This is a genomic window from Nonomuraea sp. NPDC049141 (assembly GCF_040648415.1).
In the GTDB taxonomy this organism is placed as follows: Bacteria; Actinomycetota; Actinomycetes; order Streptosporangiales; family Streptosporangiaceae; genus Nonomuraea.
In genome coordinates, this window is sequence record NZ_JBEZDR010000022.1 from 200,466 (window position 1) to 226,250 (window position 25,785).

Sequence of the window (25,785 nt, forward strand, 5' to 3'; positions counted from 1 at the left end):
TAGGCTGCGTCACAACGAGGTCGCGAGCGGGTGAGTTGGGAGGTGACGGGTGGCTGGGGAAGCGGCGCGGCTGCTGGTGCGCTTCGGCCGCCGGTATGCGGCCGCAGTGCGTCTGGCGACGCTGGTTCCGATCTGCGGGATCGCCCTGTTCCGCGCCCCTCCCGAGCACTTGACGAGTACCGCGTACGTGGTCGGCGTCGCGGCCGCCTGGACCTGCGGATACGCGTGGTGGCTGCGCGCGGGCCGGAGAAGCCTGCCGGTGGCTCTGGACGTGGTCGTCCTGCTGGGGCTGTTCGCGAGCGTCTTCTGGACCGGCGCCGTTGAGGACACGAACACCGGGTGGCTGCGGCTCCTCGTCACCTTCGCCTGTGTGACGTGCCAGTGGCACACTGCGCCCTTGGCGGGCGGCGCGGCGGCGCTGGCGGCCGGGGGCGGGGCGGCGGTCCTCCTCACCGCGGCGGGAGCGGCGGACGTGGACGCGAGCCTGATCGGAGGGACAGTGTGGATGGTGCCGGCGGCCGCGCTGTCCAGAGCGGCTTGGGCGCTCGTCCAGCGCGCCGCGAAACGGGCCGACCGAATGGCGGCCGAGGCCGTGCGGGCGCGCGGCGAGTCGCTGGTGGCCGCGGCAGTTCGTGCCGAGGAACGCGAGCTCGCCAACGCATTACACGACACGGCGGCGACGACCCTGCTGATGGTCGGCATCGGGCAGGTGCGTTCGGACGCGGACTGGCTGGCACCGCAGGCACGCCGCGATCTGGACAGGCTGCGCTCCGACAACGAGCGGGCACCGCAGCACGCCGACCTCGTCGATCTGCTGCGCGCCGACCTCGATGCCACGCATCTGACCGTGGAGTTCGACGCCCCTGCGCAGCTGCGGCTTCCGTTCGACGTCGCCAGGGCTATCGCCGACGCGGCGCGGGAAACCCTCACCAACGTACGCCGCCACGCGGGCACGACGCGCGCGACCGTCCGGCTGCGCGGGGACGCGCGGACGCTGCGACTCGACATCGCCGACCAGGGGAAGGGATTTTCGCCGACGGACGTGCTGGCCACCCGCCGCGGCATACGCGAGTCCGTGCGCGGCAGGATGAGCCGCCTCGGCGGCACGGCCACGATCACCTCCGCCGAAGGCGAAGGCACCCTCGTACGGCTGGAATGGCATGGCGGCCATGAGTGACACCCTCGAAGAGGTGACGCGCGCGCAGCTGAGGCACGGCCTGCGGATCGCGGCGCTGCTCGTTGCCACGGCGATCGTGTTCGGGCTCGGACTGGCCAACTTGCTGCACCACTTGGACACCCATGAGTCACCACTCACGCAGCTGGCCGCCTTCGCGGCACTGGGAGCAGTGCTCGCCGGTGAGGCCACGCTGCTCGTTCGAGGGCGTTCGTGGAGCCGGCTGCGCGGGCCCGCCATCGCCATTGTGCTCGGTGCGTCTGCTCTGTCGTATGCGACCCTGCCGGAAGGGCGCACATCGACCACCGTGGATTGGATTTTCGGTGCTGCCAACTGGGTGGGCATCGTCGTGCTGCTCGACCGTCCGCTGCGGACCGCAGCGTCGTTCCTGCTGGCCCATGAGCTCGCTGCCCTGCTCAACCTGGTCCTGCTCGATGACCCCAGCCGGCAGGCACTGGCTCGGCTCGCCACCGGCTCGGTGACCGTGATCGGCTTCCCTCTGTGTTTGGCCGTGGTGGCGGCCGTCCTGCGCGGTCTCAGCGCGGCGGCGGCGGCCTCCCGCAGGGAGATCGAGCAGCTGCGTGTCGCCGAGGCCGTCGCCGCGGAGTCCCACCGCCGCAGGCAGCAGCGGTTCGCCGAGCTGTCGGCGACCACGGTCCCGCTGCTGGAGGGGCTTGCGGACGGCTCGCTCCGCCCCGAGGACCCGGTGGTCCAGCGGCGGTGCGCCATCGAGGCGGCCCGGATGCGGAGGCTGTTCGCCGAGGGCGACACTGTCGCGAATCCCCTGTTGCACGAGCTGCGCCACTGTATCGACGTGGCGGACCGCAAGGGCGTCGTGGTGGAACTGGACGCACGCGGCCAGTGGCCGACGCCGCCCGTGGCCGTTCGGCGCGATCTGACCGAGGCGGTGCTCATCGTGCTCGCCACCGCCGCCTCCCGGGCACGGGTCACCGTCGTGGGGAGTGCGGACCTGGTATCGGTCAGCGTGGTCGCGAACTGCGGTGAGGTGAACGTGCCGAGCCCGGTGACACCCGGCGTACGGGTCGAAGCGTTGAACACCGACGATATGGTCTGGATGGAGGCCCGATGGCAGCCGATTCGGCAGCGGACGAGCTGATCACTGCGGTGATCATAGATGATCATGCGGCCATCGCCGCAGGCGTGCGCTCTTGGTGCTCCGAAGCCGTGCCGCCGATCAATCTCATCGATGCCGGGGACCGGCTCGCTGATATATGGACCGGACCCGGTGCCGTCGCCGACGTGGTGATCTTCGATTTGGAGTTGGTGCCGCGCAGACCGGACTTCGGCGAGCTTCGCAGGCTGGTCGACAGCGACAGGCGCGTGATCGTGTATTCCCAGCACACCGACGATGCGACCGCGATCAAATGCGTAGACCTCGGCGCGCTCGCCTACCTGACCAAGCGTGAGGGACCTGACCACCTGGTACCCGCCATCCGGGCGGCCGCGCTGGGCGAGCCCTACACCCCTCCGTCGCTGTCCGGGGCGCTCATCGCCGATGACGACCCCGGCCGGCCGCGCCTGTCCCAGCGCGAAACCGAGGTGCTGCGGGCGTGGTTCGTGTCCTCGTCCAAGGAACTCGTCGCCGCGAAGCTCAACATTACTGTCAAGACCGTTGACACCTATATCGCGCGGGTGCGGGTGAAGTACGCCAACGTGGGACGGGCCGCCCGTACCAAGAGCGAACTCGTCGGCAGGGCCCTCGATGACGGACTCATCACGCTCGCCGAGCTCAACCAAACGGTGACCCCGATGTAGGGCGTTCACCGGACACCGGCCCGCCCTGTGCCTTCGTAGAGTAATGATCAGTCGCGGCGCAGCCGCGCGGATACCCTCTGCGACGGGGCAGCGGGGATGGATGTGAAAGTAATGGGGGAAGGTTCCTGCCTTGCCGTTGATCTTCGCGACGGGCGCGTTCACGGTTGCTCGCACAGGTGAGGATTCGTGTGCGAAGTGATCGACTAGTTCTGGTCGATGTCGAACGCGGAGACGGACACCGGCACCTCGACGGGGGGTCGGCGGTGGCGTTGATGAGAGACAGCGCCACCGCCGGGCGATGACGCCGTTCCAGCCGGAGCCGTCCATCCAGCCGCGGTGGACAGCACGATCGTCGGGATCGAGGCGTGGCGCTTGAGGCTTTCGCGCCCTGCGTCGAGTCACCGGGCAGGAGAGCCGTCGGCACGAGCCGGCTGTCCTGCGCCTACCAGCAGATGTGTCCTTCCCTTCATGTCGGCTATCCAAGAAGACAGGGAGAGCCCTGATGGGACTGGAGATCAAATTCCTGGGGCCATGGGAGGCCACAGCGAACGGTGAGCCGGTGAAGGTAACCGGTGAACGGCGGGTTGGGGTCTTGACCAGGCTGGCACTGAGCGCTGGGCAGCCGGTCCCCGCGGAGGAACTCCTTACCCAAGTATGGGGCCAGAGCACAGCGACGACGGCAAACAAACAACTGCACATCGTAGTGTCGAAGCTGCGCAGCTTACTCTCACCGCACCAAGACGACGACATCATCACGACCGTCTCCGGCGGCTACCAGCTGAATCTCGCGTGCGAGCGCATCGACGCCCACCTGTTCACGCTCCTGGCCCACCAGGCACGTGCCACATGGGCCCAGGGCGAGATCGCGAGGGCGGACGCACTGTTCCAGCGGGCTCTGGCTCTGTGGCGGGGTAACGCGCTGCCCGACATGACCGCCTCATGGGCCCAGGTCGAGTCCGCCCGCCTGCAAGAGGAGCACCTGACCGCACTGGAAGACCATATCAACCTCCGTCTGGCGGCCGGTGATCATCACGCGGTGGTACCGGCGCTCATGGCCCACGCCGAGGCCCACCCGCTGCGGGAACGCCCTCGCGCCCAGCTGATGCTGGCGCTGTACCGGGCCTCCCGATCGTCCGAAGCCCTCGCGGTGTACCAGGAGACTCGCCGCGTCATGGTCGATGAGCTGGGCATCGAACCAGGAGCGGTGTTGCGTCGGCTGCAGCAGGCGGTGCTCCGGCGAGATCCCGCACTCGACCTCACCTCCCCGGCGCAGCGAACCACGCTCACCGAGCCCGTCATCCCGGCCGAACTCCCCGCCGGCACCCGGACGTTCACCGCGCGCGCCACCGAAATCGCCTGGCTGCACAAGACGCTCACCGACACCGGGCGCGGATCGCCAGCCGTCGCTGCGATACATGGCCCCGGCGGGATCGGCAAATCCGCGCTGGCCGTCCACGCCGCGCACGCCATCGCCGATCACTTCGCTGACGGCGTTCTCTACGTCGATCTGCGCGCCGCCACCGCCGGGCTCCAGCCGCTGCCGCCGGTCGAGGCTCTGAGCCGGCTGCTGCGCTCACTCGGGCTCGACGGCGCCGCTATACCGCCCACCCTGGACGAGGCCGTCGCCCGATACCGCTCCCTTACCTCGACGCGCAACCTGCTGGTCATCCTCGACGACGCGTTCGACGCGAGCCAGGTCCGGCCTCTCATTCCCACCGGGCCCGCGTGCGCGGTCATCATTACCAGCCGCCAGATCATGGCTTCACTCGATATGCCGAGCCATCTGCACCTGACTGGGCTCGACCACGCCGACGCGGCCGCGCTGTTCGCCCGCCTCGCGGATCCCGGCCGAGTCTGTTCCGAGCCGGAAGCGGCACGCCAGATCGTACGGCAATGTAGCGGCCTTCCCCTCGCGCTCCGCATCTCGGCGGCACGCCTGGCTGCTCGCCCCGAGCGCAAGCTGTCCCATCTGGCCGATCAGCTCGCCAACCCAGGCCGCCGCCTCGATGCCCTCCAACACGCCGACCTGTCGATGCGGGACAGCATCGCGGTCAGCCTCCAGCACCTTCCAAATGAGCCTGCAGGTCACGACGCCGCCCACGCATTCTTCTTGCTCGGCCTCCTGGAAACCTCCACCCACACGGCGGCTGCCGCGTCCGCTCTCACCGACTGGCCGGAATACCGCGCGGAAGCCGCGCTCAACCGTCTCTTGGACGTCCGCCTTATCGAATCCGCCGGGCCCGGCCGCTACCGGATGCACGACCTGATCCGCCTCTATGCCCGCGAGCAGGCCGCCCATCACATGCCTGAACCTGTGCGCATCACCGCCACCCGCCGCGCGTTCCATCACCCGCCAACGCCGGTTCCGGCACACCTCTCGCCGCGCGCCTGCTGCAGCGCGTCATGTGGCGCACATACGCCGACATGGCCCGCATGGAGGAACTCCTCACGACCAGCGACCTGCACTGCACTTCGGTGCGCCCGACCCGGCTGACCGACCAGCTCGCCACCGGCCGCCCCCATCTCCATCGGCGCCACCGACAAGGTGGGCGCCACCACCGCCCGAGCCGACCTCACCGCCTTCATCCGCACCGCGGTCGCCGTCTCATCCTGAGGCTCCCGGGGTTCAGATGGGAGGAGACCTCCGTGCCGGCCAGCGTCAGAACGCCAAAGCGTCCCAGAGTCTCCGCAGTTCCCTCCGGACACGCGATGAAGACCATCCGGCCTGAGGGCACTCCGGTCTGTGGCTGTTCTCGTCTACGATCAAGCCCCACATTGGGGAGGCTCACAAGGCCACGAACGCCTAACAGATGGTTTCCTCGCCTCAGCGTAGGGCCATGTACACGGCCCTACAGGACCGCTCTCAGCCTTGATCGTTCGTGCGCCCATGGCTCTTGCTGATGCGGCGACGGGCCAGCGGTCGGCGTGTTCGTTGGGTATGGCGGCGCGCCGCCGCAAGGCGGTGTGGGATCGCGCTGTGCTCCTCATCCGGGCCGGAGGCCCTCAGAAGTACGGTGTCCAGCCGGAGCCGATCGCGGTGGCCGGGCCGAACTTGTTGCCGCCTTCGCCGTTCCAGATGGTCAGCGTTCCGGTGGCGGCGGAGAAGAGGTCGCCCACGCCGTCGGCATTGAAGTCCGACGTGGCCGATGCACCCATTTCGGCGTAGTGCGGGTTCTGCGCGTGGGTGAGGGTCTCCCAGCCCAGGAAGTGGGACACCCCGGCGGGGCGGTTCTGCTCGACCCACTGCTTGGCGTAGGGAATGTCGTCGTATCCGAGACGTTGGTGCAGCGCGTTGTAGCCGACCTCGAAGTGGTCCCCGAGGTCCTTGGTGACCTTTCCGCCGCACAGCCAGGACGGCGCCGTCCCGCCCAGTTGCAGTCGAGCGTGGAAGTCCATCGCGTATCGCAGCCGGTGCTTGGCCGTGGCGTACAGGTCCACGCCCTGGTGGCTGGCCGTCTCCGCGACGTGGGAGATGGCGGCGAGGCCCCATCCGGTGTGCCAGAAGTCGCGGCAGGTCTCCTGGGTCAGGCCGTCTACGAACTTGGTCTGCCCGTGCCAGTAGTCGATGATCTCGGCTTTGGTGTTGTACGTGCTGCCCGGTGGTGCCTTGGGCAGCGAGCCGTCCGTCGCGAGGTAGATGTAGGCGGGCAGCCTGCCGCGCCAGGTTGTGACCGCTCGGTCGAAGGAGGCACGGTCGTCCAGGTGCACGGCGATACCGATGGCGGCATCCGTCATGATCAGTTCCCAGTTGCCGTTGTGGTTGGGGCTTCCGGCGATCACGGTCGGGAGATACACGGTGCGCAGCTTGCCGGCGAACCGGCCGGCCTGAGTCCAGCCGGTGTAGGTGTGCTTGATGAGCTCGGCGGCGCGGGAGAAGCTGGCGCCCGCCCAGCCGGTCTGCAGCGGCGCGTTGCTCCCGGTGTGTTTAGTGATCACGGCTGACCAGGCGTCCATGATCTGGATCGCCTTCTTCGCGTAGCGGGAGTCCTTGGTGAGGTACCACCGCAGGGCATGCGTGTAGGCCGCCATGGCGTCCTTGCGTTCGTCCGAGCAGCCGTTGTCGGGATTCGACGACGGGCCGCACTCCACGACGGCGCGGGGCTTGGCCGTATAGGACAGCGAGGCATAGGAACTGCCTTGCAGGGCGTTCCAGGCAGACTTCCACGGCTCGTTGCCGAGGTTGGCTCTGACGAAGTCGAGCTGAGCGCGGCTGACCAGGACGCCAGGATGCTTGAACACGGCAGCCTGTGCAGGCTGCGGGACGGATAAGGCGGCGACCACGAGCATGGTGGCGGCAAGAGGACGAGCGAGACGCACGGGCTTCCTTCCAAGACGAGGACGCCCATTCCGTCAGCCGCCGGCTCAGCCAGTCAAGGCGTTCATGCCGTGAACATAGGCCCGATATACCCGCCGCATACCGGACCCACGGCTGGGCACCTCGCGGGTTCAGGATTTCGGCCAGACGGTGACGAGGGCGAGGCGGGCATGCTGGTCCTGACAGGGGGATCAACGGCGAAGCGGGAGTGCTGGAGCCGGTTGGCTAGGTAGGCAAGAACAATTGTTCTGGCACGACAGCGAACACAGGGCCTTAGCAAGATCAAAGCCCAGGTCTCGGATTCCACTTCGACCTGGTCTTTCGCGTTGAGAGCGGGTGACGGGGATCGAACCCGCCCTCCCACGGCTCGTTCGTCCTCGGCTTCGCCTCTGGGCGCTCCAGCTTGACCTACTCCTCAGGATGGACGGCTACCTCAACGACCTGCGATCCATCTGCTGAAGATCCGTCGTCGCAGGCATGATCAGCGAATACCACCACGCCGCTTAACCTCAAGACGTCCGCGGGGGGAGCGGGTATATGTGAGGGCTGGCCAGACATAGAGAATCGCGCGTGCGGTCGCCGGCCGAAAGCGATCGTCGGGCCAGTGGCGACCTACATGACGAAAGCCTTATTCGCATTGGTCTGACCGAAAACCAAAAACCTCCCATGGCTGCGGCGCATGAGCAGCCGCTGCCGCTCGGGCCATCCGCCCCGGGTGGACAGACCGGTCAGCTCCGCGACATCGCACTCGTCCTGGACGGTGCCGTCCTGGCCGATCGACGCGCTCCAGGCCAAGGCGGGTAGCCGGGCGATCGCGATCTCGTCGGCCTCGGCATCTTCCAGCCGACCAAGTACCGAACCGTCCGCCGGGTGGTGTTCAGCCCTTGTAGATCTTCCAGCAGGTCATGGGTCGCTCCGGCCCCGTCGATGCCCATCGGCTGCCACTGCAAGTGGCCGCGACATACCACGTACATACCGTCACAACTTACGCTCGCACCCGGTGCCGATCCCGAGCATTCCCGCGCGAACACCCACCGCAGGAAGAGTCCATTTCACCGACGCTGAGTCACCGTCTCCGACTCCTCCGGTGACAGGCATGCCCGAATACGAATCGGCGCCCCACGTCAGGACCCTCCTGAGAAAGGGACCACATGAAGAAGAGATTATGTCTCACCAGTCGCCTCGCGAGCATGGCCGTGGTGGTCACGGTCGCGGCAGGCGGCCTGATGGCCACCTCCGCCCCTGCCGCAGCCGCACCGGACTTCCAGCTGCCCTTCCCTGCGGGCAGAAGTGGCGGCTGAACACCTACGACTCCACGCACGCCCCTGCCCTGGACATGGTCCGCGAGCCGCAATCGGAAACCGAGGGCTCGCTGCTGGTCGCCCCGGCCGCCGGCACGGTGAACCGGTCCGAGTACCACAGCAAGGCCGGCAACATGATCCAGATCGACCACGGTGGCGGGCACTTCACCACCTACATCCACCTGCAGTCCCGTGCTGTGGACGTCGGCACCAGGGTCACGCGGGGACAGACCATCGGCAGGGTCGGTCACACCGGTCCGACGTCCAACGGAACTCCGCACCTGCACTACGAGCAGGGCTACGACGCCGACGGCGACGGCTCCGCCTCCTGGGGCTTCGAGGGCGCCGAGTGGGTCACGGCCAGGTTCGACGGCAAGGCGTACGGCCCCGCCCCCGGTGGCGAATGGCGCAACGTCGAAAGCCGTAACGGCTGCTCTTCAGCTCTGTCCGGCGCGGATTTCGACGCTGATGGCGTCGGCGACATCTTCTCGGCCGCCACCGGAACGCTGAACATCTGGAACGGCAAGGGATCCAACACCTTCACCGGCGCCATCGAAGTCGGGCCCGGATGGGGACCCTACGACGACACCCTGATGTCTCTCGGCGACGTCAACAACGACGGCCACAGCGACATCGCCGCCACCAATGACGGCACCCTCTACGTCTGGAACGGCAAAGGCAGCAACACCTTCGGCGCCGCCAACGCCATCGGCCCCGGCTGGGCCCCCTCCTTCTAGTCTGGGTGCGAGGGTGCTGGAGGACAATCTGCTGCCTAGCACGGTGTGGCGCAGGTTTTGCGTTCTTCCATCCCAAGACGGCGCGCCCTCGCATGAGCGTGACGATGCCCCTGTCGGAAGCCGGGGGTATCGGACCCTGATCGAGAGCTGGCGCGAAGAGGGGGCGCGCTAGCAGTTGACGAGTCCGGGCCAGCCCTAGCGGCGGGTCACCGTGGCCGACGCGCGACCGTCGCCTCCCGGGACGAGATCGGCCGCCTGGCCAGGGCGTTCAACGCCATGGCCGACAGGGTGGAGAAGGGAGACGAGCTGCGCCGCCTGTTCGCCGCCGATGTTGCCCACGAACTACGCACCCCGCTCGCAATCCTGCGCAGCCAGATCGAGGCCATCCAGGACCAGATCGCCGAACCGACCACCCAGACCATCGCCTCACTACACGAAGAGACCTTGCGGCTCGGCCGGCTCATCGCCGACCTGGAAACCCTCGCCTCCGCCGACGCAACCGCGTTCACGCTGCAGCACAAACCCCTGGCATTGGAGGCGCTGGTCCAGGAGACGCCGCACAGATGCAGCCCTCACGCTCGCCACAGCGTGGCCGGCCACCGTATGTCGTGGTTCCGGTTCAGCCCACACGCGATTACATGGACAAGTCGAAGAGCAGGTTCCTCTCCGAGCAGGTCGTCTACAGGGCGATCACCGATCTGATCAACGCGCTCCCACGCTAGAAGTGCTTGACGGGGTCGGGAGGCTGAGGGAGGTCCTGGGCGAGCAGGACCTCCAGCTCCTCCTCGGTGAGGAGATGGACGTCACACAGAATCCGAGCTGACTGGTGCCAGTACTTCCGTGCCTCTTCCTGCCGTCCGAGATCGTGCAGGGTGTCGCCGAGTCCCCACAGGGAAATGGCCTCCACCGCGCGGTGACCGGCCTTGTGGTTGAGGTAGGCCGCCCTCCTGTATCCGGCCTCGGCCTCGACGAGTCTGCCGGCGCGTCGGTAGGCATTGGCCAGCGTGTCGGTCGTCGCTCCCTCGCCGTGGGGATTGTCGAACTCCGCCCAGATCTCCAGGCTTTTTCGGCCCGCGTCGATCGCGTCGTCCAGCCGGCCCATTCTGATCAGCACCGCGGCCCGGCCGTTGAGTATGAACGCTTGGGAGTGGCGCAGGCCGCTCGCTGTCGCTGTCGCTGTCGCCTCGTCCTGGGTGGCAAGCGCGTCGTCGAACCGCCCCAGCTTGCCGTAGGTCGTGCCGAGGTTGTGGAGGGTGCCCGCCTTACGCAGGGGCAGACCTGCTCGATCCCAGCACACGAGGGCACGCTCGAACTGCTCGACCGCAGGCTCGAAGCGACCTTGGTTCTTGTGGATGCAGCCCAACTGGTTGTGCCTGCGGGCTTGGCCCGCCCAGTCACCAGTCTGGACGGCCACGTGCAGGGCGCGGTGATGGATCTCGGCCAGATCAGCGACCCAGCCTCTGTGGCTGAAGGGTCCGTTGAGACTGGTGGCGAGGCCTTCAACCGTGCCGGGATCGTCGGTGCGGGTGGCGGCCTGCCGGGCGACGGCGATGAGGTTGTCGCGCTCCAGCTCGATCCAGTCGATCGCCTCCTGCGGTGTGTCCAGGCGAAGGCCCGGCTGGTCGGCGCGAAGGTTTCTGACGTGGGGGGTGGGGTTGAGCAGAAGGCTGGCCGTCCTGGCTGTGGCGAGGTAGTGGTGCAACGCGCGGCGGGTGACGGCCACCCGATCGCTCTCCTGGACGATGTCGTCCGCTTGTTCGCGGGCGTAGAGGCGGACGAGGTCGTGCATCCGGTAGCGGCCCAGCCCCGCCGATTCGAGCAGCCGGGCATCCAGGAGGCGGTCCAGCGCGGCCTCCACCGTGCGCTCGGGCCGATCAGCGAGAGCGGCGGTGGCTGCTGGGGTGTGGGTGGGCGTGTCGAGGAGGCCGAGCAGGGCGAACAGGTGGGCGGCGTCCTGGCCGGCGGGCTCCTCCTTGAGGTGATGGAGGCTGACGGCGATGCCGGCGCGGACGGCCAGGTCGGCATACTCCAGCGTGTCCAGGCGGCGGGTGGCGTCGGCGAGCCTGTCGGCGAGGTAGGACAGCGTCCAGTCGGGGCGGGCGGCCAGACGTGCCGCCGCGATGCGGAGGGCGAGGGGCAGGCCCCCGCAGAGCCGGATGATCCGCCCTGCGGCCTCCGCCTCGGCGTGCACCCGGCCGGGACCGGCGATCCGGGCCAGCAGCGCGGTGGAGTCGGACGGGTCGAGCCCGGGCAGGTTCAGATGGCTCGCCCCGTCGACCGAGGTGAGAACCTGCCGGCTCGTGATGACGACCGCACACCCCGACCCGGCGGGAATGAGCGGGCGGACCTGGCGGGTGTCGAGGGCGTTGTCGAGGATGATCAGCACGTTCCGTGCCGACGTGAGGGATCGGTAGCGGGCCGCGGCCTCGTCGACCGTGGTCGGTACGGCAGAGCCGTCCAGGCCGAGCGAGCGCAAAAGCTGGCCGAGCGCCTCGATCGGCGATAGAGGCCGGAGGCCCTCGGTGGCGCCGTGCAGGTCGATGTAGAGAACGCCGTCGGTGTAGCGGTCGGCGACGGCGTGCGCCAGGTGTACGGCCAGCGCGGATTTGCCGATCCCGCCGGGACCGCCGATGGCGACGATCGCCGGCGTGCCGGCCCCCGAGTCGGTGAGCGCTTTGTCGAGCCAAGCGAGCTCGACATCGCGGGCGGTGAAGGCGCGGGTGTCGGCGGGCAGCTCGGTCGGGGCGACGGCGTCGCCGAGCGTGGCGTCCTGCACCGGAGCGGTCAGATCGAGGACGGGGTCGCGAGCGAGCACCGCCTGCTGGAGCCGGCGCAGCACGGTACCCGGCTCGATGCCGAGCTCCTGGATCATGACGCGGCGAGTCTCCTGGTAGACCGCGAGCGCTTCCGACGACCGTCCAGCGCGATACAGCGCCAGCATCAGCTGCGCATGCGGCCTCTCCCGCAGCGGGTGCGCCTCGATGCGGACGCTCAGATCCGGTATCACCGCGTGGTGATCGCCCGCCTCCATCCGCAGATCGACGTGATCCTCCAGAGCGGTGAGACGTTCCTCCGTCAGGCGGGTGGCCTCGATCTGGGCCCACTCCGCCGACATGCCCGCCAGGGCCTCTCCCCGCCACAGGGCCAGAGCCTGCCGGAACGACCTGTCCGCCGTAACGATCTCTCCCCTGGCCCGGCCGGCGCGCGCTTCGCGCACCAGCCGCATGAACAGGTGAGCATCGACGTGTTCAGGTGGCACGTCCAGGCAATATCCACCCGGCGCGGTTACGATGACCTCGTCGAGCGCCCAGGGCGCAAGGAACTCGCGAAGCTTCGACACCACGATGTGGAGCTGCTTCGGCGCCGTCGCCGCCCGGCTCTCCCCCCACACATCGGTGAGGAGCTGGTCAGTGGTGACCACCCAGCCGGCGCTCAACGCCAGCCGGGCCAGCAGGCCGATCCGCCGGCTGCCGGTCAGCGGCAGCACGTCGCCGCCTGCCGTCAGCTCCCACGGCCCCAAGATCTTGATCCCCAGTCCCATCGCACAGCCCTCCGTAGGCAGGACCAGAGTTTAATCGGTCATGACCGTTACCCGCTGGAGGGCCTCTTCCGCGATCTCCTGAGCGGCAGATGACGAATACATCCGGAACATACCGCGTGTTGGCACGCTGTCGCCGTGTCGTGACTCTTCGCTGTACCGTACTCATCCTTGTCGCTTCCCTCCTGGTGTCAGGTGCGCGGGCCGCTTCGGACGCGGCTTTCTTCGATGTGTGGAGCGATGGGAGGTGGACGGTTCAGCCACGGCTGGCATACGGGCGTACGGAGGGGCTTGCGCCGGTGCAGGCGGCGGTCCAGAGCGCTGACTACACCCTGGCCAAGGAACGGCTGCTCGAGCTACATCCGCTCCCGCCCGTCGGTGACGGCGGGAGTGCTCTCGCCCCCCGGCTGGCCGGGGGTTCTGGAGCTGACCGCCGACCACATCTGGACCCTGGGCGACGGCGAGCGGCCACGACGACACCGACATCCTGGAAGGCCGCTTCGCCTTCGGCCTGGAATCGGTACTGAGCGGCCTGGCCGTCCGGCACCCCTACGGCCCTGGTCCATCCGGAAAAGCACAGTTTGGCGCCCTGCCTGCGATGAGTTCCGGCGCTCCATCGGGTCTCCACTCTGGACGACCGCTACGACCAAGGAGGAGTTTCATGGGCAAGGTCATCTACTGGATGAACACCTCGATCGACGGCTACATCGAGGATCCCGACGGTGGCATGGACTTCATGGACCCGGCCGAGGACTTTCGCCAGGCGGCGAACGACCATGTGCGCCGGACCGCGGCGTTCCTGTTCGGGCGGCGGCTGTATGAGGCGATGGAAAAGCCCTGGACGCAGGACCTCGGCAAGGAAGGCGCCCCGGCCGTCGAGCGGGAGTTCGCCCAGTTCTACAAGGAGACGCCGCGGTACGTCTTCTCCGACACCCTCCAGACCGTCCCCGCAGGAGTGACGATCGTCCGTCGCAAGGACGCCGTGTCCGTGGTGACGCGCCTCAAGCAGGAGATCGACGGCACCCTCCAGCTCGGCGGCCCCGAGCTGGCCACCTCCCTGCTGGACCTGATCGACGAGTTCTGGGTATACGCGTTCCCCGTGATCGTCGGGGGCGGCAAGCCGTACCTGCCCGTGGGAAAAGAACTGCGGCTGCGCCTGGTCGAACACCGTTCCTTCGCCTCCGGAACCATGTTCCGACGCTATGTACGGTCCTGACCGACCAGGGGCGGACCCCGCGCGGGCGTACCCACGAGGCGCCAGCGGCCGTACGCCCGTGCGCGATCCCAAACGAAGTGGCGCCCGCATCACTGAACCCGCGACCCTTCGGCACCACCTTGCACAGGTTCGCGCGAACATGTGCGCTTTGTTGATGCCGACGTGACTGGTCGTGATGATCAACCTCGCGCTGCGGTCCCTGGTCGCCGCGTTCGCCTCCGGCAAGAACCTCGTCGACGAGGCCGCCGCCCGCTCCGCAGTCAGCGAGGTGGTCGACATTGGAGCCGCGTGCTCGGCGCGGTCGGCCTCGGGGGCGCCGCGGGAGCGGCGGGCACCGCGGCCCTCGCCGACAAGAGCCACCCCGACCCCGAGCAACCATCCGACGAGGCCGGTGGGCCCCTTTTGACCGCTGGCGCGCGGTCGATGACTCCGCGCCGTCCATCGAGACCACCGAGACCGGCCCCGATGCCTTGCACGCCGCCACCGCGACGCTGACGCCCCCGACGAGGCACCCGCCGCCGGGCAGGTCACCACCCGCGTTCGGCCGCTGCTGATCGCCCTGGCCGCCGCGACTGTCGGGCTGGCGATGCAGGCGCTGGGCTACGTGCAGGGCTGGCAGCAGGCGCCCGCCAGGTCGCTGCTGTTGTGGACCAGCGGGCTGATCGTGATCATCGGCACCTTAGCGTGGACGATGGTGCAGTCACACGCCTCCGACCGGGCTCGGCTGCTGCTGTCGCTGGCCTTCGCCCACCTGCTCTACTTCTCATGGTTGTTCAGCAACCCGCTGATGGCCACCCGCACCGAGGAGTCGTTCCACCTCAGCACGCTGCTCGACCTCGTCGAGAGGGACGAGTTCTTCGCCGGCAACGACCTGCTGGCGGTGTCGTCGTTCTACCCCGGCCTAGAGCTGGCCACCACCGGCGTGCACTGGCTGACCGGGCTGCCGCTGGTCGGCGCGCAGATCCTGGTGGTTCTGCTGGCGCGATCGGTGCTGGTCATGGCGCTGTTCACGCTGGTGCGACGCGGCGCTGGCTCCGGCACAGCGGGCGGGCTCGCCGTGCTGCTATACGCCGCGAGCCCGCAGTTCTACTTCCTCGAGGCCCAGTTCTCCCACCAGGCGGTGGCCACGGCGCTGCTGGTGGCCCTGGCGTGCTTGCTGGTGCGCAGCTTCGACCGGGGGGCGCCCGCCTCGGCGCGGCGGCGCGACTCCCGCAGGACCTATTTACTGCGGCGGTTGCGGCGGCGACTCGGCTGCACGAAGGTACGCGCGGCCCGATAACTCCGAAAGCTCTCGGCCATCTCTCGCCGAAACTGACAACCATTGGCGACCCGACTGCCACGCCTCAGATCAGGGGTAGAGCGTGTAGGTCTTGGTGTTGTTGCACACGATCGTGCCCGGGAGGCAGCGCTTGGCCCTGATCGTAATCCGGTCGAGGTTGGTGCGGGTCGTGGACCATGTGAAGTTCTTGTGGCCCTTGTTCCGGCCGGCCTCCTTGTACTCGCCGTAAATTTCGTTGCCGTTGCTCTTCTTGAAGGAGACCTCGACCACGGTCGTCCAGGCGTCGCTCTTGGTGTCCGTCACGCTCCCGCGCGCCTCGCCGTAGCCGTTGCTGCAGAGGTTCAGGACGTAGCTGACGAAGCCGTCCTTCGTGTTCAGCTTGCTCCACTTGTCCTTGCAGCCGGCCGAAGAGACGCTCGAGGAGGCGGTGGTGGTGGAGGCCGTGGCGGTCGTGGCCGGCGTCAGTACGGCGAAGGCCGCAGAGACCCCGACAACAGTGGCAAGCATCTTCGAGGGGGAGAGCTTCCGCATGAAATTCGATCCTTGTCTGTCAGTTAACGAGAACTTCGCGGTGCTCCGCCTGTGATCAGAGCACCGCGAAGAATGCTAAACACCGGCGGTATAGCAGTGGTATGTCCACAGCAAGTCGTGGGTCGAACCCCCCAGCCCTGGTGGAGCGGCCAGATATCTCTGAAGGCTCGCGGCCACTTACCGTGATTCGAGTTCTTGAGCCCCACAGGTCAGCCCGCTTCGAGTTCGCCGTCCTGTCGATGAGGTGTGCGGAGTGGCGTGGAACGCGACCGCCGTCTTGCACCACCTCGTACGCAGGACGCCGCCGCGTCGCCCTGGAGGCCTCTCGGGCGCTTGGTTGACATTAATCACAGGGTGAAATGTCCCGTTTTGCGCGACAAGTCCGTAACGGGGCGACAGAATGCGGGACCACCAGCCTCTCCCGCCACCGGAGGAACCCATGCGCAGACCCCTGGGGGTACTCGCCGCCGTCGCCAGCCTCGCCGCCTGCACCCCGTCCGCCGACCAGCCGCCAGGTGGAGCGGCGGGAGCGGTGCCCGAAGTGACCGCACCGGCCTCGACGCCGACACAGACCGGGGAGCCGACCCCGGTCGACCCCTGAATCGGACGAGTGCCGCGTGAGCGTGCTCAGGCCGGACATCTCCGCGCTCAGGATCCGGACGTCGGCCGCCCGCCGTGGCTGTGTGCGCCCGGCACTGCTGCGCATCCAGGTCAAGCGCGCCGTCCCCGGCGCCGATCCGGTCGTCAAGAGCGGCGCCACCAGGAAGAGCCGCATCGCCCTGCGACTGCCCTGCGAGCCGGGTACGTACTACGTGGTCGCCACCGACTACCGGGGCGGCACAGCCAGGTCCAGCTTCGCCCCGCTCCGCCACCGCATCCTCCTGGCCTGACGCTCCGTCACCACCGAAAGAGAGACAGAGCCGAAAGAGAGACAGAGCAGTTAGTTAGGTGGACAGACCCTCCTCCGCATAGCTGGAACCAGCTGAGCCCTGGACCGTTCTCGTTGGAGCCGCACTGCCAGGGACTGGCCGGCTCATCACAGAAGTAGACGGGGATATTGGTGGCGCGGGTGAACTCGTTTATGGACATACCGGCGACATACCGCCCGTCTCTAGCGTGACTTTCGTTCCGCTGGTAATTCGGCAGGAGCAGTTGTCACCCACTGCGAGAGAAGGGGTACTCATGCAGGCTGTCAACGAGAAGACCGTGGTCTGGTCGGAGCAGACCACCGATGAAGTGTTCGACCTGGTGATCGGCGATCTGGAACTGGAGATTCCGCCGCTCGCATCACCGACGAACTCGGGCAGCGGCACCGCTTGCGGCACCTGCGCAGGCATCTACTGCTGTTGACACATGCCGGGTGGTGCCGCTGACGGCGGCACCACCCGGCTGTGCCTTGCGCTCCGCAGCAACGAGTTGGGAGGGAAGTTTTGCTGGATGCGTCAGCGGACGTCGAGCCGCTCTGGGAGACCTGCACCCCGACCGGCGACGCCGATGAGGACGTTTCCGCCGTACTTCCGCCGGTGGCACGGCGATTGATCGGCGCGGTCCGCGAAGGCACGGCGGGGGGGCTATTCCCCCCTGTCGTCACCGCTGGCCCTGAAGGCACGGTCAAGCTCGACCGGTTGCTCGGTGGCGCGGCGGACGCACGGATGCTCGCGCACGCGCTCGCGGACCAGCGGTTCACGCCGCTGCTGGCGATGCTGGAACGGCTGGACGACTGGTGTGTTCGCGCCACGCGGCAATATTCGACGGTCATAGCCGGTGGAGTGCTGGATGTTACCAACGCAGACCTCTTCGGACCGGTGGTGTCCGAGGCGTTCGTGGCGTGCGCGACCGGACGAGCGCATTACGCCCGCGACCGGGTGGCGGAGTGGGCGGAGCGTTGCCAGGCATTTCTGACGCTCTTCCTCGACCGGTTACTGCGGGACATGCGCGTCTGCTGGCCCGAGGAACCGGCCTTTCAGGGACCCGTCCTCGGTTTGTGGGCACATGGTGAGGAAACCCACAACGGCCGGCAACGGGTGTTACGGCTGGACTGCGCAGGTGGTGGCCGGGTCGCGTACAAACCGCGTCCGGCGTCCGGTGAACTGCTGTTCACCGCGCAAGGAGGAGCCGGCTCGCCGGCGTCGGTGTTCGAAATGCTCAACGACGCGCCCGCGGCGTCCGGTGAGGTCCGGCTGCCGGTGCTTTCGTGCTGGTCCGGTGCCGGCCCTGGTTACCTGTGGCAGGAATGGATCGAGCCGCCGGCGCAGTGGGGACCGATCCGCACGTCCGGGGAGTGGCGGCTGACCGGCACCCGGTTGTCCCCGCAGGAGGCGGCGCGGTTCTGGCACCGGACCGGCTCGCTGGCCGCCGCGACGTTCGCATTCGGGATCACCGACATGATCGGCAGCAACGTGGTGACCGGGACCAGGCCCGGCGAGCATGAACCGCTGCTGTATCCGATCGATCTGGAGATCTACTTCTGCCGGGTTTCCCGGCTCTACGACACGGGTCTGCTGCACGACCGGACCGCCGAGGTCGACCAGCACCACGTCGGCTTCGAGAGCACCCCGCGATGGTGCAGCGCCGAGGGCCCGGTGGTGTGCTGGCGTGCGGAGACGACGGGGGCGCTGCGCCTGTACCGCCGCCGGCGGTCCTACACCAGGGAAGAGACCAGGACCGTCGTCGCGGACACCGAAGGAAGGGCCGGGTACGGCCACTACCTGCCGGCCATGCTGCGTGGCATGTTCGACGCCTGGACCCTGATGTGCCGGCAGCGGCCGGCCATCCGGCAGTTCCTGTCGACCGCCGCCTCCGGCCACTACGTCCGGGTGCTGCGGCAACCCACGTACCGGTACTTCGACGCGCTGGTGCCGCGATGGCTGTCCGGCGGCGGCGCCGCACCGGTGCCCGCCGAGCCGGACGTCCACTTCGACCGGGCGGAACTCGACCAGCTCCGGCGTATGGACGTGCCCTACTTCGTTCGTTCGCTCGACGGTGGCCCGGTGCTGCGGATCGAGCCGCCGCCGCGGCCGTTCGAGACGGCCTCGTTCGCGACGGCTGCGGTCGCGGCCCGGCCGGAGCCCGAAGGCGGCTGGCCCCCGCTGCCGGAGCTGCTCAACGGCGCGAACCTGGAGCTGGCCGGTCTCGGAGTGGCACTTCGGGACGCGGTGGAGCACGTGTTCGACGATGTGACAGAGCACGTCGTCACGGACGAGTCGCTGGGCGTCCGGCTGCACCTGCAGAGTCCTGCCGAGGGCCAGGTCGGCTTCGACTGGCCGGAGGTTGGCAGGCGGGTCACCTACATCTGGAACCGAGAGAAGGTACGCCTGCGCATCGACGCGGTGGACGCGCCGGAGGTCCCGGTCGAGCCGGCGCCGGCCGGTGAGGTCCGGCGCCGGCTGCTGCGGCTGGACCGGCTCGACGGTGCCATCCGGATGCCGTGGGCGGACGGCGGCATGGTCGATGGCACCGCCGAGTGCCGCTTGCGGACCCTGACCGACGCCAGCATCGCCTGGCTGTCCAAGGTCGTGACCGACCATGGGTGGCCGGGGCACACGATGGTCGGTGCCGCGGCGGCCGCCGCGGCGAGTCGCCTCGTGCAGCACACGAGAGGGCACCTGGACTTTCGCCGGCACTGCCTCGAGCTGATGCGGCAGGCGGCAGCGGGCGGCGATCTCCCATGGCGGGAGGTCGCGTACCTGACCGACGAGTTGCGCCTCGCCGACGGACTCCCTCAGGTGTACGGCACGAAGTTCGAGCCCGTGGCCGGAACGCTGGTGCCGTGCCCGATCGAGGAGCCGGACGACGTGGACCACCGACGCGCCGCGATGGGCATGGAGCCGCTGGCGGACTACACGGACCGGATCCGGCAGCGGTTCCCCCTGACGGGGAAGGAAGCATCATGACCACACTGATCCACGAGGTGTCACAGGCGTCTGGCAACGTCGACTGGGCGCTGTTCGGGCAGCGGTACTGGGCGAGGCAGCCCGCCCGGCTGTGTGTACGGCCGCCGGTCGGCCTCGACCAGATCCACGCTCTGACCGTTCAGTCGTGCGCCCCGTTCCGCGCCGGCACCCGGTTCGGAGTGATGCCCGACGTCCGGTTCCTGGCCGGCGACGGCTGGCTGCGCGCGCCGGGCGAACGGCTGCCGGACACCACCGACCGAACCCTGGACGACTACCTCGACCGGCTGGACGCCGACCTGTCCGGGCAGGGTTACTTGCTCACCGTCCGGCAGCCGTTGCTCCTGGACTACACGCTGTGGTCCGCGGTACGCGACGCGATCCGCGGGCTGTGGCAGGCGGTCGGCTGGCCGAACCTCCCGGTCGTCGCCGAGGTGCTAATCGGCGACCGGTTCACCCAGCACGTCGGCGCGACCGAGGCGCCGACTCACGCTGCGCTGACCTGGGTGCTGCGCGGGCGGATGGGCGTACGGCTGTGGGACGAGCGCCGCGGTTCCCCACCGGTTGCGATCGCCGACCCGGACCGGGACCTGGACGGTGTGCGAGCCGTGAGCGCCGATGCCGGGGAGTTGCTGTACTGGCCGGGCGACCAGCGGCACGTGGACACCTACCACGAGCGGTGCGTGGCGCTGCGCCTGCGGATTCCGACCGACCGGCGGCTGCCGTTCACCGAGTTGCGGGATTTGCTCGCCGACCTGGTGCACGGCCAGCAGGGCAACGACGAGACCGTGCCGTACTTCCCGTTCGGCCCCGGCTCCCGCGTCGACGGACAGGGCGGGGTGCTGCCTCATCTGTCCGCGCTCGGCGACGAGCTGCGCACGGTCGCGGACGGCGAGCAACTGCGCAGGATACTGCGGGTCCGCTGGGCGGCGCTGCGTTCCGCGGCCGGTCTCGAACCGATTCCGGTGCCGCGCGACGGCGTCCCGATGACGCCGCGGAGCCGGATCTACCGCTCGGGCGAGATCGTCCGGATGCCTCACGGGCCCGGACACGAGGTGTGGGCGATCAACGGGAACGTTTTCACCCTGCCGAGAGCCGCGAGTGACCGAGTGTTCGCCGCGCTTCGCGACGGCGAGGAGACGAGCGTTGCCGAGGTGTGCCGCGCCATCGGCGTCGCTGATGACGACGAGAACGTGCTCGCGTTGCTGAACAGACTGTACCGGCTGCGCGGCATAGAGGTGGTCGAGATGAACGAGGTGCCCACGCGATGACGCTGACGATCGAGAAGTCGTTCGACTGGGACGTCTTCGTAGAGGGGTACTGGGACCGGAAACCCGTGCTGTACAAGCAGATCGGCGACGTGCCGTTCGCCGAGGCGGAGGTGTTCGAGGCCGCTGTGCTCGGCAGTCGGCCGCCACATCCGCTCGCCGTGCCGGGAAATGTGCAAATCCTCGTGGAGCGGCGGCAGCAGACACGGCCGGGCGAATACCTGCCGGAGCTGTCGGACCGCTCGCTCGGCGGCTACGAGCGGCGCGTGTCCGACCGGTTGCGGGGGCAGCGTTACGCCCTCGTGGTGCACCGCTTCCACTCCTTCTCCCACCCTCTGTGGACGCGCGCGCAGCGGTTCTACGCCGGTCTCTGGGAGCGGGTCGGCCAGCCGACGCACACCGCGGGCTCCACGATGTTCCACGGCTCCTACGAGCACAGCCCCGTCGGCGTGCACCAGGATCGCTTCGCCACCTTCATGTTCTGTGTGCGTGGCACCAAGCGCATGCGGTTCTGGGACGAGCGCCCGTGGTCGGATCCGGTGCACACGGTGCTGGACTACCAGCCGTACCTGGCCTCCTCGTTCGTCGCAGAGGTCGAGCCGGGAGATCTGCTGTACTGGCCGTCGCGGTACTACCACGTCGGGGAGAGCGCCGGCGAAGCACCGGCGACGAGTGTCAACGTGGGCATTCCCCGCCGCGAGCACCGGCCGTACTACGAGATCAAGGATCTGTTCCGGGGCACCGTGCCGGCGGCGTCGGCCCCGTTGTTCTCCCCGGATGCCGGTCCGGGCGGGCAGTTGGCCGGTCAGTTGCCCACGGCCCTGGCCGACTCCGTGGACGCCTTCATGGAGCTTCTGAGCCAGGACTGGTTCGCCACTCGGGCCACCGATCTGGCCCTGCGGGTAAGAACGGCGGGCGGGTTCTGGCCGACCCAGCGGCCCGCCGAGCTTCGCCCGCTCGACGACGACACCCCCGTCCGCGGGTGCGCTCCCCTGCTGGCCGCGCCCGGCGACGGCGCCCGCGGATGCGCCGCGAACGGCAACGTCTCGTCCGGAGCGGCCACCGCCAAAGCCCTCGCGGTGCTGGACCGGCTGAACGGCGGCGAGGTGGTACGCGTCGGTGAACTGCCCGTGCCGCAGCGCGGTGAGGTCCGCCACCTGCTTCAGGAATTGGAGAGCTTCCGTGCCGTCACCCGCGTCGACACCGACTGACCACGTACCGGCCCACCAGCAGGCGGCCGCTGATATCGTCGCCGAGATCGCGGACCGGCTGGCAGAGCCGGACCGGGTGGCCGAGATCGCGGGCGCGCCCGACAACCTCATGCGTTATCCGGGCAACTCGCAACCGGTGTGGGATCCACTGCTGCTTTCCGACGGTCACCCCGGAGTCGCGCTGCTGTTCGCGGAGCTGGCCGCGCAGGTGCCGGAATTGCGCGACCGAGCGCACGCGCACCTGTCCGCGGCGCTCGGCCGCGGGATCCGGTTGCTGCCGCAGTCGCTGTTCAACGGCATGGTGGCGCTCGCGCTGGCCGGGCACAACGCGGCCACCGCATTCGGCGGCTACGCCACGATGCTGGAAGGACTGGACCGGCACATCACCGACCAGGTCCGGCAACGCGTTCGAGCCGACCGGGAGCGGCTGCGTGCCAGAGAGCCGGTCGGCACGTGGAACTGCTACGACGTCCTCGGCGGCACCGGCGGAATCGGCCGCTACCTGCTGGCGCGGTACGAGTCGGCCGCCGAGCCGGCAGCGCGGCAGGCAGCGGGGCTCGCCCTGACCGACGTGCTCGAGTCGCTGGTGGCCGCGGCGACCGCCGACGACATCGCGCGACACGGCACCCGCCTGCCCGCGTGGTGGATCACCGAAGGACTCGAGCACGGTCTGGCCGAGCACGTCAACTTCGGTCTCGCACACGGTGTCTGCGGACCGCTCGCGCTCCTCTCCGTCGCCTGGCGGGCAGGATTGCGGGTGGAGCGTCAGGACGAGGCCATCGAGCAGATCATGGCGTTGCTGTCCCGCTGGCGCACGACCGACGAGGCCGGCCCTCGCTGGCCGCACCTGATCTCGCTGGCACACATCGAGAGCGGGGAACCGCCGGAACGCGGGCGGGACTCGTGGTGCTACGGCGCCGCAGGTACGGCCCGTGCCGTGTATCTGGCCGGCGCCGCGCTGGACCGCGCGGACTGGCGCGCCGACGCGCATGCCGCCCTTCGTGGTGCGCTGAGCGCGGCGAGCGACGAGCTGATTTACGACTCCGCTCTGTGCCACGGGTGGGCGGGGCTGCTACAGATCGTGCTGCGCATGGCCCACGACAGTGCCGACCCGGGCTACCACGCCGTCGCCGACGAGTTGGCGATACGGGTGATAGACGGGTACGACCCGCAGGCGCCGTTCGGTTTCCGGTACCGACACTCGCTCGCGGCACGCGACCTCGACCGCCCCGGCTTCCTGGAAGGCGCCGCGGGCATCGCCCTCGCCCTCCACACGTACGCCATGGAGGACATCCCGATGACGTCGTGGGACAGCGCCCTGCTGTTGAACTGACAGCACGGGAATGGCGCCGGGCGCTCTCGCTCCAGTCGCGGGACGGTCAAGCTGAGCCGTCCCGCCCGCGAACGCAGCGACCACAATGCCGAACCCGGCCTGGTGGCGATGACCATGGCCGAGATCCGGCGCCTGTTCACATTTCTGATCGCCGCGCCCATCCGCAGTGTCACGTTCGTCGTTGGCTGGTCTCGCCGGCGACGGCGTCATCAAGCCCGTGCCCGAGACAGCCACTACAAACGAGAAGCTGTGCACGAAGCATGAAGATCACGATCCACGACTGGATCACTAGGTTGAGGGTGTCGAGGATGACGTTCCTCGAGGCGCCGGGGTCGGTGGCAGTGCGGCCGAGCCAGCTGCGGTGGTGGCGTTACTTCCCCTTCCACCGGACAGCCGCGTAAAACTGCGCCGCCGCAGAATTGCAGCTTGGCTTCAGGTGCGCCTTCATGCCGCTACACGTCCTGAGCATGTCCTGCAAGAGCGCCCGATCGACGCCCTTGCGATAGACATCGGTCCACCTCTTGGTGCTGACCAGATCCTTGAGGTTGCGGTAGCCGAAGTCGTGTCGCACGCACGGGATCGCGAAGATCTTCGCCCAGGATTTGACGCCCGGTATTTTCCCCGCGTCCTTCACTGTGCAACCGTCGTTGTTCCAGCTGAAGTTGTACTGCTTGACGGAGTCCTTGTTCCTGTTCGCTCGGAACTTTGCCCACGCCCAGAAGCTGTCCTCCGTCGGCAACGTGAGCTGGACTGCCACGGCCAGCTTCTTCGCCTTACTCGGCTCCGCGTTCGCCACTGCCGGAGCGCTGATCAGGGTTAGCGCCGCCGCGGTGCCCACGAGCCCGCTCGCGATGATCCTCGTCCTTTTCACTGCCGTCCCTTTCTCTGAGTTGAGTCGGCCATCAGATTGGCGGCACGTGACGCGGCAGGACAACTGATCATGAGCGCGACGACCCGCAAACATACCGCCGACATACCGGGAGGGAGAGGGACGCTGGTGTGGGCCTTCCAGAGCCCAAAATTTCGTGATTATGGGGACAACGTCTGGAGTCGCCGGTCGAGCCGCTACGGAAGGCACTTCTACGGCTGGGCACTGATCACCTTCGCCTCCCCGCATCCAGGCCGGCGTTGGTTGCTGGTCCGCCGCCACCGGCGGACGGTTGAACTGCTGCACGATCGCGGTCGCCCGGCGACCGCCGAGCAGCGCAGCCGGCTGGCCGTCTTGAGCGGGTCGAAAGATCTGTCGACGGCACGCGAGAGCTCCACCGAGGCGCACCCCGAGGAGAACCGCGCCGAGCCCTTCGGCCTCGCGTACGGTCCGCTTGATCGGCAGCGCGTAGCAACCGCGCCCCTTGCCCGGGAAGACGGAGGTCTTCCAGCCGCTCCCTCCGATCGTGACCCGCACCCGCAGCGAACCGAACCCACGCCGCGACCCGCCGGTCATGTCCTGAAGCGCCGCGGATTCCTCGACGGGCAAGATAACGAAGGTCCAGCTGTCAGCCCGCCGAGCATCCCAGATCCATAGCTCGGCATCGAAGACGACCTTCAACGGGCACAGCATGGCACGCGGGTGCGACATACCTCCGACATACCGCCGCTGGCAAGAATGGTGATCACGACCTACGGGAGGGAACCATGAAGATCCTGCGTAACGTGGCTGTCGTCGCCGCCATGGGCCTGGCCACATCGATCACGGCGGCGCCCGCCATGGCATCCGCCGACCAGTACCTCATCGCACGCTGCAAGGACGGCAACTTCGGCATCGAGATCACCACCCGCTACCGGACGTCCGGGACACAGCACGTGTTCAATCAGCTGTCCTGGCGGATCGCCGGCAATGTCGGCAGCAAGAACACCGTCCGCTTCTACTTCATGCAGGACGCCCAGCCGGACATCGTGTTCAAAGCCTTCAAGTACACGGGCGGCAAGACGGGCTCGCGGAACATCTGGGTGACCAGGCCGAAGCCGCACAAGGTGTTCGTGAGGTTCGGTGCCCGGTTCGACACGAGCGCCTCCTCCGACCCGGGCTGCACGTACCAGACCCGTGGCATCTAGCCTCGATCTTTCGTGCGCCCAGCAGAACGGAGGTGAAGCCGTGACGTAGCGGCTGATCGTCTGTTTGTAAGCTCGTCGTCGCTTGCCGGTGGGAGTCCGGTCCGGGTAGCTGCCAGGAGGCCCGGTAGCAGGCTGGCGGCTTCGTCTGGAAACGGGCGGGG

General features: G+C 68.4%; 21 protein-coding genes and 1 pseudogene. 17 read left to right on the top strand and 5 right to left on the bottom strand.

Annotated features, from left to right (window positions below; translation table 11 throughout):
• Positions 1-49 precede the first annotated feature (49 nt).
• From AB0B91_RS48115 to AB0B91_RS48130, 4 genes are all read left to right on the top strand, one after another.
• Positions 50-1,177: an ATP-binding protein gene (locus AB0B91_RS48115; RefSeq protein ID WP_358336019.1), complete on the top strand. Its 1,128-nt coding sequence runs from the start codon at positions 50-52 to the stop codon at positions 1,175-1,177.
• Positions 1,170-2,291, top strand: a complete 1,122-nt coding sequence (locus AB0B91_RS48120; RefSeq protein WP_358336022.1) for a hypothetical protein — start codon at positions 1,170-1,172, stop codon at positions 2,289-2,291. Before AB0B91_RS48115 ends, AB0B91_RS48120 begins: the two co-directional genes overlap by 8 nt.
• The gene (locus AB0B91_RS48125; RefSeq protein ID WP_358336025.1) at positions 2,261-2,950 is read left to right on the top strand and encodes a response regulator transcription factor; all 690 of its coding nucleotides are present in this window, start codon (positions 2,261-2,263) and stop codon (positions 2,948-2,950) included. The genes AB0B91_RS48120 and AB0B91_RS48125 overlap by 31 nt, the downstream gene beginning before the upstream one ends.
• A gap of 502 nt (positions 2,951-3,452) precedes the next feature.
• Positions 3,453-5,444, top strand: coding sequence for a BTAD domain-containing putative transcriptional regulator (locus tag AB0B91_RS48130; protein ID WP_358336028.1), 1,992 nt, complete (start codon positions 3,453-3,455; stop codon positions 5,442-5,444).
• A gap of 509 nt (positions 5,445-5,953) precedes the next feature.
• On the opposite strand, the gene AB0B91_RS48135 is transcribed toward AB0B91_RS48130, so the two are convergent.
• Positions 5,954-7,267 (bottom strand): alginate lyase family protein, encoded by a 1,314-nt coding sequence (locus tag AB0B91_RS48135; protein WP_358336031.1) that lies wholly within the window; start codon positions 7,265-7,267, stop codon positions 5,954-5,956.
• Positions 7,268-8,430: 1,163 nt separating this feature from the next.
• Here AB0B91_RS48135 and AB0B91_RS48140 point away from each other — a divergent pair.
• Positions 8,431-9,303, top strand: coding sequence for a peptidoglycan DD-metalloendopeptidase family protein (locus AB0B91_RS48140; protein ID WP_358336034.1), 873 nt, complete (start codon positions 8,431-8,433; stop codon positions 9,301-9,303).
• 147 nt (positions 9,304-9,450) lie between these two features.
• Positions 9,451-10,005 (top strand): histidine kinase dimerization/phospho-acceptor domain-containing protein, encoded by a 555-nt coding sequence (locus AB0B91_RS48145; RefSeq protein ID WP_358336097.1) that lies wholly within the window; start codon positions 9,451-9,453, stop codon positions 10,003-10,005.
• Positions 10,006-10,021: 16 nt separating this feature from the next.
• Here AB0B91_RS48145 and AB0B91_RS48150 read toward each other — a convergent pair whose 3' ends face one another.
• Positions 10,022-12,844 carry a BTAD domain-containing putative transcriptional regulator gene (locus AB0B91_RS48150; protein ID WP_358336037.1) on the bottom strand — a complete coding sequence of 941 codons (2,823 nt, stop codon included), beginning with the start codon at positions 12,842-12,844 and terminating at the stop codon, positions 10,022-10,024.
• Positions 12,845-12,891: 47 nt separating this feature from the next.
• Positions 12,892-12,987: pseudogene (locus AB0B91_RS48155) on the bottom strand (hypothetical protein); the annotation flags it as partial.
• A gap of 515 nt (positions 12,988-13,502) precedes the next feature.
• Between AB0B91_RS48155 and AB0B91_RS48160 the strand changes: the two are divergent.
• From AB0B91_RS48160 to AB0B91_RS48170, 3 genes are all read left to right on the top strand, one after another.
• A complete protein-coding gene (locus AB0B91_RS48160; RefSeq protein WP_358336040.1) occupies positions 13,503-14,057 on the top strand; it encodes a dihydrofolate reductase family protein in 555 nt (184 codons plus the stop codon).
• A gap of 172 nt (positions 14,058-14,229) precedes the next feature.
• The gene (locus AB0B91_RS48165; protein WP_358336043.1) at positions 14,230-14,463 is read left to right on the top strand and encodes a hypothetical protein; all 234 of its coding nucleotides are present in this window, start codon (positions 14,230-14,232) and stop codon (positions 14,461-14,463) included.
• Between the two features lie 180 nt (positions 14,464-14,643).
• Positions 14,644-15,336, top strand: coding sequence for a hypothetical protein (locus AB0B91_RS48170; protein WP_358336046.1), 693 nt, complete (start codon positions 14,644-14,646; stop codon positions 15,334-15,336).
• A 69-nt stretch (positions 15,337-15,405) separates the two neighbouring features.
• Here AB0B91_RS48170 and AB0B91_RS48175 read toward each other — a convergent pair whose 3' ends face one another.
• Positions 15,406-15,867, bottom strand: coding sequence for a hypothetical protein (locus AB0B91_RS48175; protein WP_358336048.1), 462 nt, complete (start codon positions 15,865-15,867; stop codon positions 15,406-15,408).
• A 439-nt stretch (positions 15,868-16,306) separates the two neighbouring features.
• On the opposite strand from AB0B91_RS48175, the gene AB0B91_RS48180 reads away from it, so the two are divergent.
• The 7 genes from AB0B91_RS48180 to AB0B91_RS48210 all read left to right on the top strand — a co-directional run bounded on the left by AB0B91_RS48180 (position 16,307) and on the right by AB0B91_RS48210 (position 23,569).
• On the top strand, positions 16,307-16,468 hold the full coding sequence (locus AB0B91_RS48180; RefSeq protein WP_358336051.1) for a hypothetical protein: 162 nt from the start codon (positions 16,307-16,309) through the stop codon (positions 16,466-16,468).
• 16 nt (positions 16,469-16,484) lie between these two features.
• Positions 16,485-16,757: a hypothetical protein gene (locus AB0B91_RS48185; RefSeq protein WP_358336054.1), complete on the top strand. Its 273-nt coding sequence runs from the start codon at positions 16,485-16,487 to the stop codon at positions 16,755-16,757.
• A gap of 292 nt (positions 16,758-17,049) precedes the next feature.
• Positions 17,050-17,217, top strand: coding sequence for a hypothetical protein (locus tag AB0B91_RS48190; protein ID WP_358336057.1), 168 nt, complete (start codon positions 17,050-17,052; stop codon positions 17,215-17,217).
• A gap of 80 nt (positions 17,218-17,297) precedes the next feature.
• Entirely contained in the window at positions 17,298-19,760 is a 2,463-nt protein-coding gene (locus AB0B91_RS48195; protein WP_358336060.1) for a DUF4135 domain-containing protein, read from the top strand.
• On the top strand, positions 19,757-21,028 hold the full coding sequence (locus AB0B91_RS48200) for a hypothetical protein (RefSeq protein WP_358336063.1): 1,272 nt from the start codon (positions 19,757-19,759) through the stop codon (positions 21,026-21,028). Before AB0B91_RS48195 ends, AB0B91_RS48200 begins: the two co-directional genes overlap by 4 nt.
• Positions 21,025-22,236 carry a cupin domain-containing protein gene (locus tag AB0B91_RS48205; protein ID WP_358336066.1) on the top strand — a complete coding sequence of 404 codons (1,212 nt, stop codon included), beginning with the start codon at positions 21,025-21,027 and terminating at the stop codon, positions 22,234-22,236. The genes AB0B91_RS48200 and AB0B91_RS48205 overlap by 4 nt, the downstream gene beginning before the upstream one ends.
• A complete protein-coding gene (locus tag AB0B91_RS48210; protein ID WP_358336069.1) occupies positions 22,208-23,569 on the top strand; it encodes a lanthionine synthetase C family protein in 1,362 nt (453 codons plus the stop codon). The genes AB0B91_RS48205 and AB0B91_RS48210 overlap by 29 nt, the downstream gene beginning before the upstream one ends.
• A gap of 370 nt (positions 23,570-23,939) precedes the next feature.
• Here AB0B91_RS48210 and AB0B91_RS48215 read toward each other — a convergent pair whose 3' ends face one another.
• Positions 23,940-25,118: a phospholipase A2 gene (locus AB0B91_RS48215; protein ID WP_358336072.1), complete on the bottom strand. Its 1,179-nt coding sequence runs from the start codon at positions 25,116-25,118 to the stop codon at positions 23,940-23,942.
• An 86-nt stretch (positions 25,119-25,204) separates the two neighbouring features.
• Here AB0B91_RS48215 and AB0B91_RS48220 point away from each other — a divergent pair, with 86 nt between their 5' ends.
• On the top strand, positions 25,205-25,624 hold the full coding sequence (locus tag AB0B91_RS48220; RefSeq protein ID WP_358336074.1) for a hypothetical protein: 420 nt from the start codon (positions 25,205-25,207) through the stop codon (positions 25,622-25,624).
• Positions 25,625-25,785: the final 161 nt, after the last annotated feature.

Coding starts and splice junctions, on each gene's coding strand:
- AB0B91_RS48120 (WP_358336022.1), top strand. CDS start 1,170: ATGAGTGACACCCTCGAAGAGGTGACGCGCGCGCAGCTGAGGCACGGC.
- AB0B91_RS48150 (WP_358336037.1), bottom strand. CDS start 12,844: ATGGGACTGGGGATCAAGATCTTGGGGCCGTGGGAGCTGACGGCAGGC.
- AB0B91_RS48180 (WP_358336051.1), top strand. CDS start 16,307: ATGCGCAGACCCCTGGGGGTACTCGCCGCCGTCGCCAGCCTCGCCGCC.
- AB0B91_RS48140 (WP_358336034.1), top strand. CDS start 8,431: ATGTCTCACCAGTCGCCTCGCGAGCATGGCCGTGGTGGTCACGGTCGC.
- AB0B91_RS48160 (WP_358336040.1), top strand. CDS start 13,503: ATGGGCAAGGTCATCTACTGGATGAACACCTCGATCGACGGCTACATC.
- AB0B91_RS48200 (WP_358336063.1), top strand. CDS start 19,757: ATGACCACACTGATCCACGAGGTGTCACAGGCGTCTGGCAACGTCGAC.
- AB0B91_RS48130 (WP_358336028.1), top strand. CDS start 3,453: ATGGGACTGGAGATCAAATTCCTGGGGCCATGGGAGGCCACAGCGAAC.
- AB0B91_RS48205 (WP_358336066.1), top strand. CDS start 21,025: ATGACGCTGACGATCGAGAAGTCGTTCGACTGGGACGTCTTCGTAGAG.
- AB0B91_RS48170 (WP_358336046.1), top strand. CDS start 14,644: ATGCAGGCGCTGGGCTACGTGCAGGGCTGGCAGCAGGCGCCCGCCAGG.
- AB0B91_RS48175 (WP_358336048.1), bottom strand. CDS start 15,867: ATGCGGAAGCTCTCCCCCTCGAAGATGCTTGCCACTGTTGTCGGGGTC.
- AB0B91_RS48220 (WP_358336074.1), top strand. CDS start 25,205: ATGAAGATCCTGCGTAACGTGGCTGTCGTCGCCGCCATGGGCCTGGCC.
- AB0B91_RS48125 (WP_358336025.1), top strand. CDS start 2,261: ATGGCAGCCGATTCGGCAGCGGACGAGCTGATCACTGCGGTGATCATA.
- AB0B91_RS48190 (WP_358336057.1), top strand. CDS start 17,050: ATGCAGGCTGTCAACGAGAAGACCGTGGTCTGGTCGGAGCAGACCACC.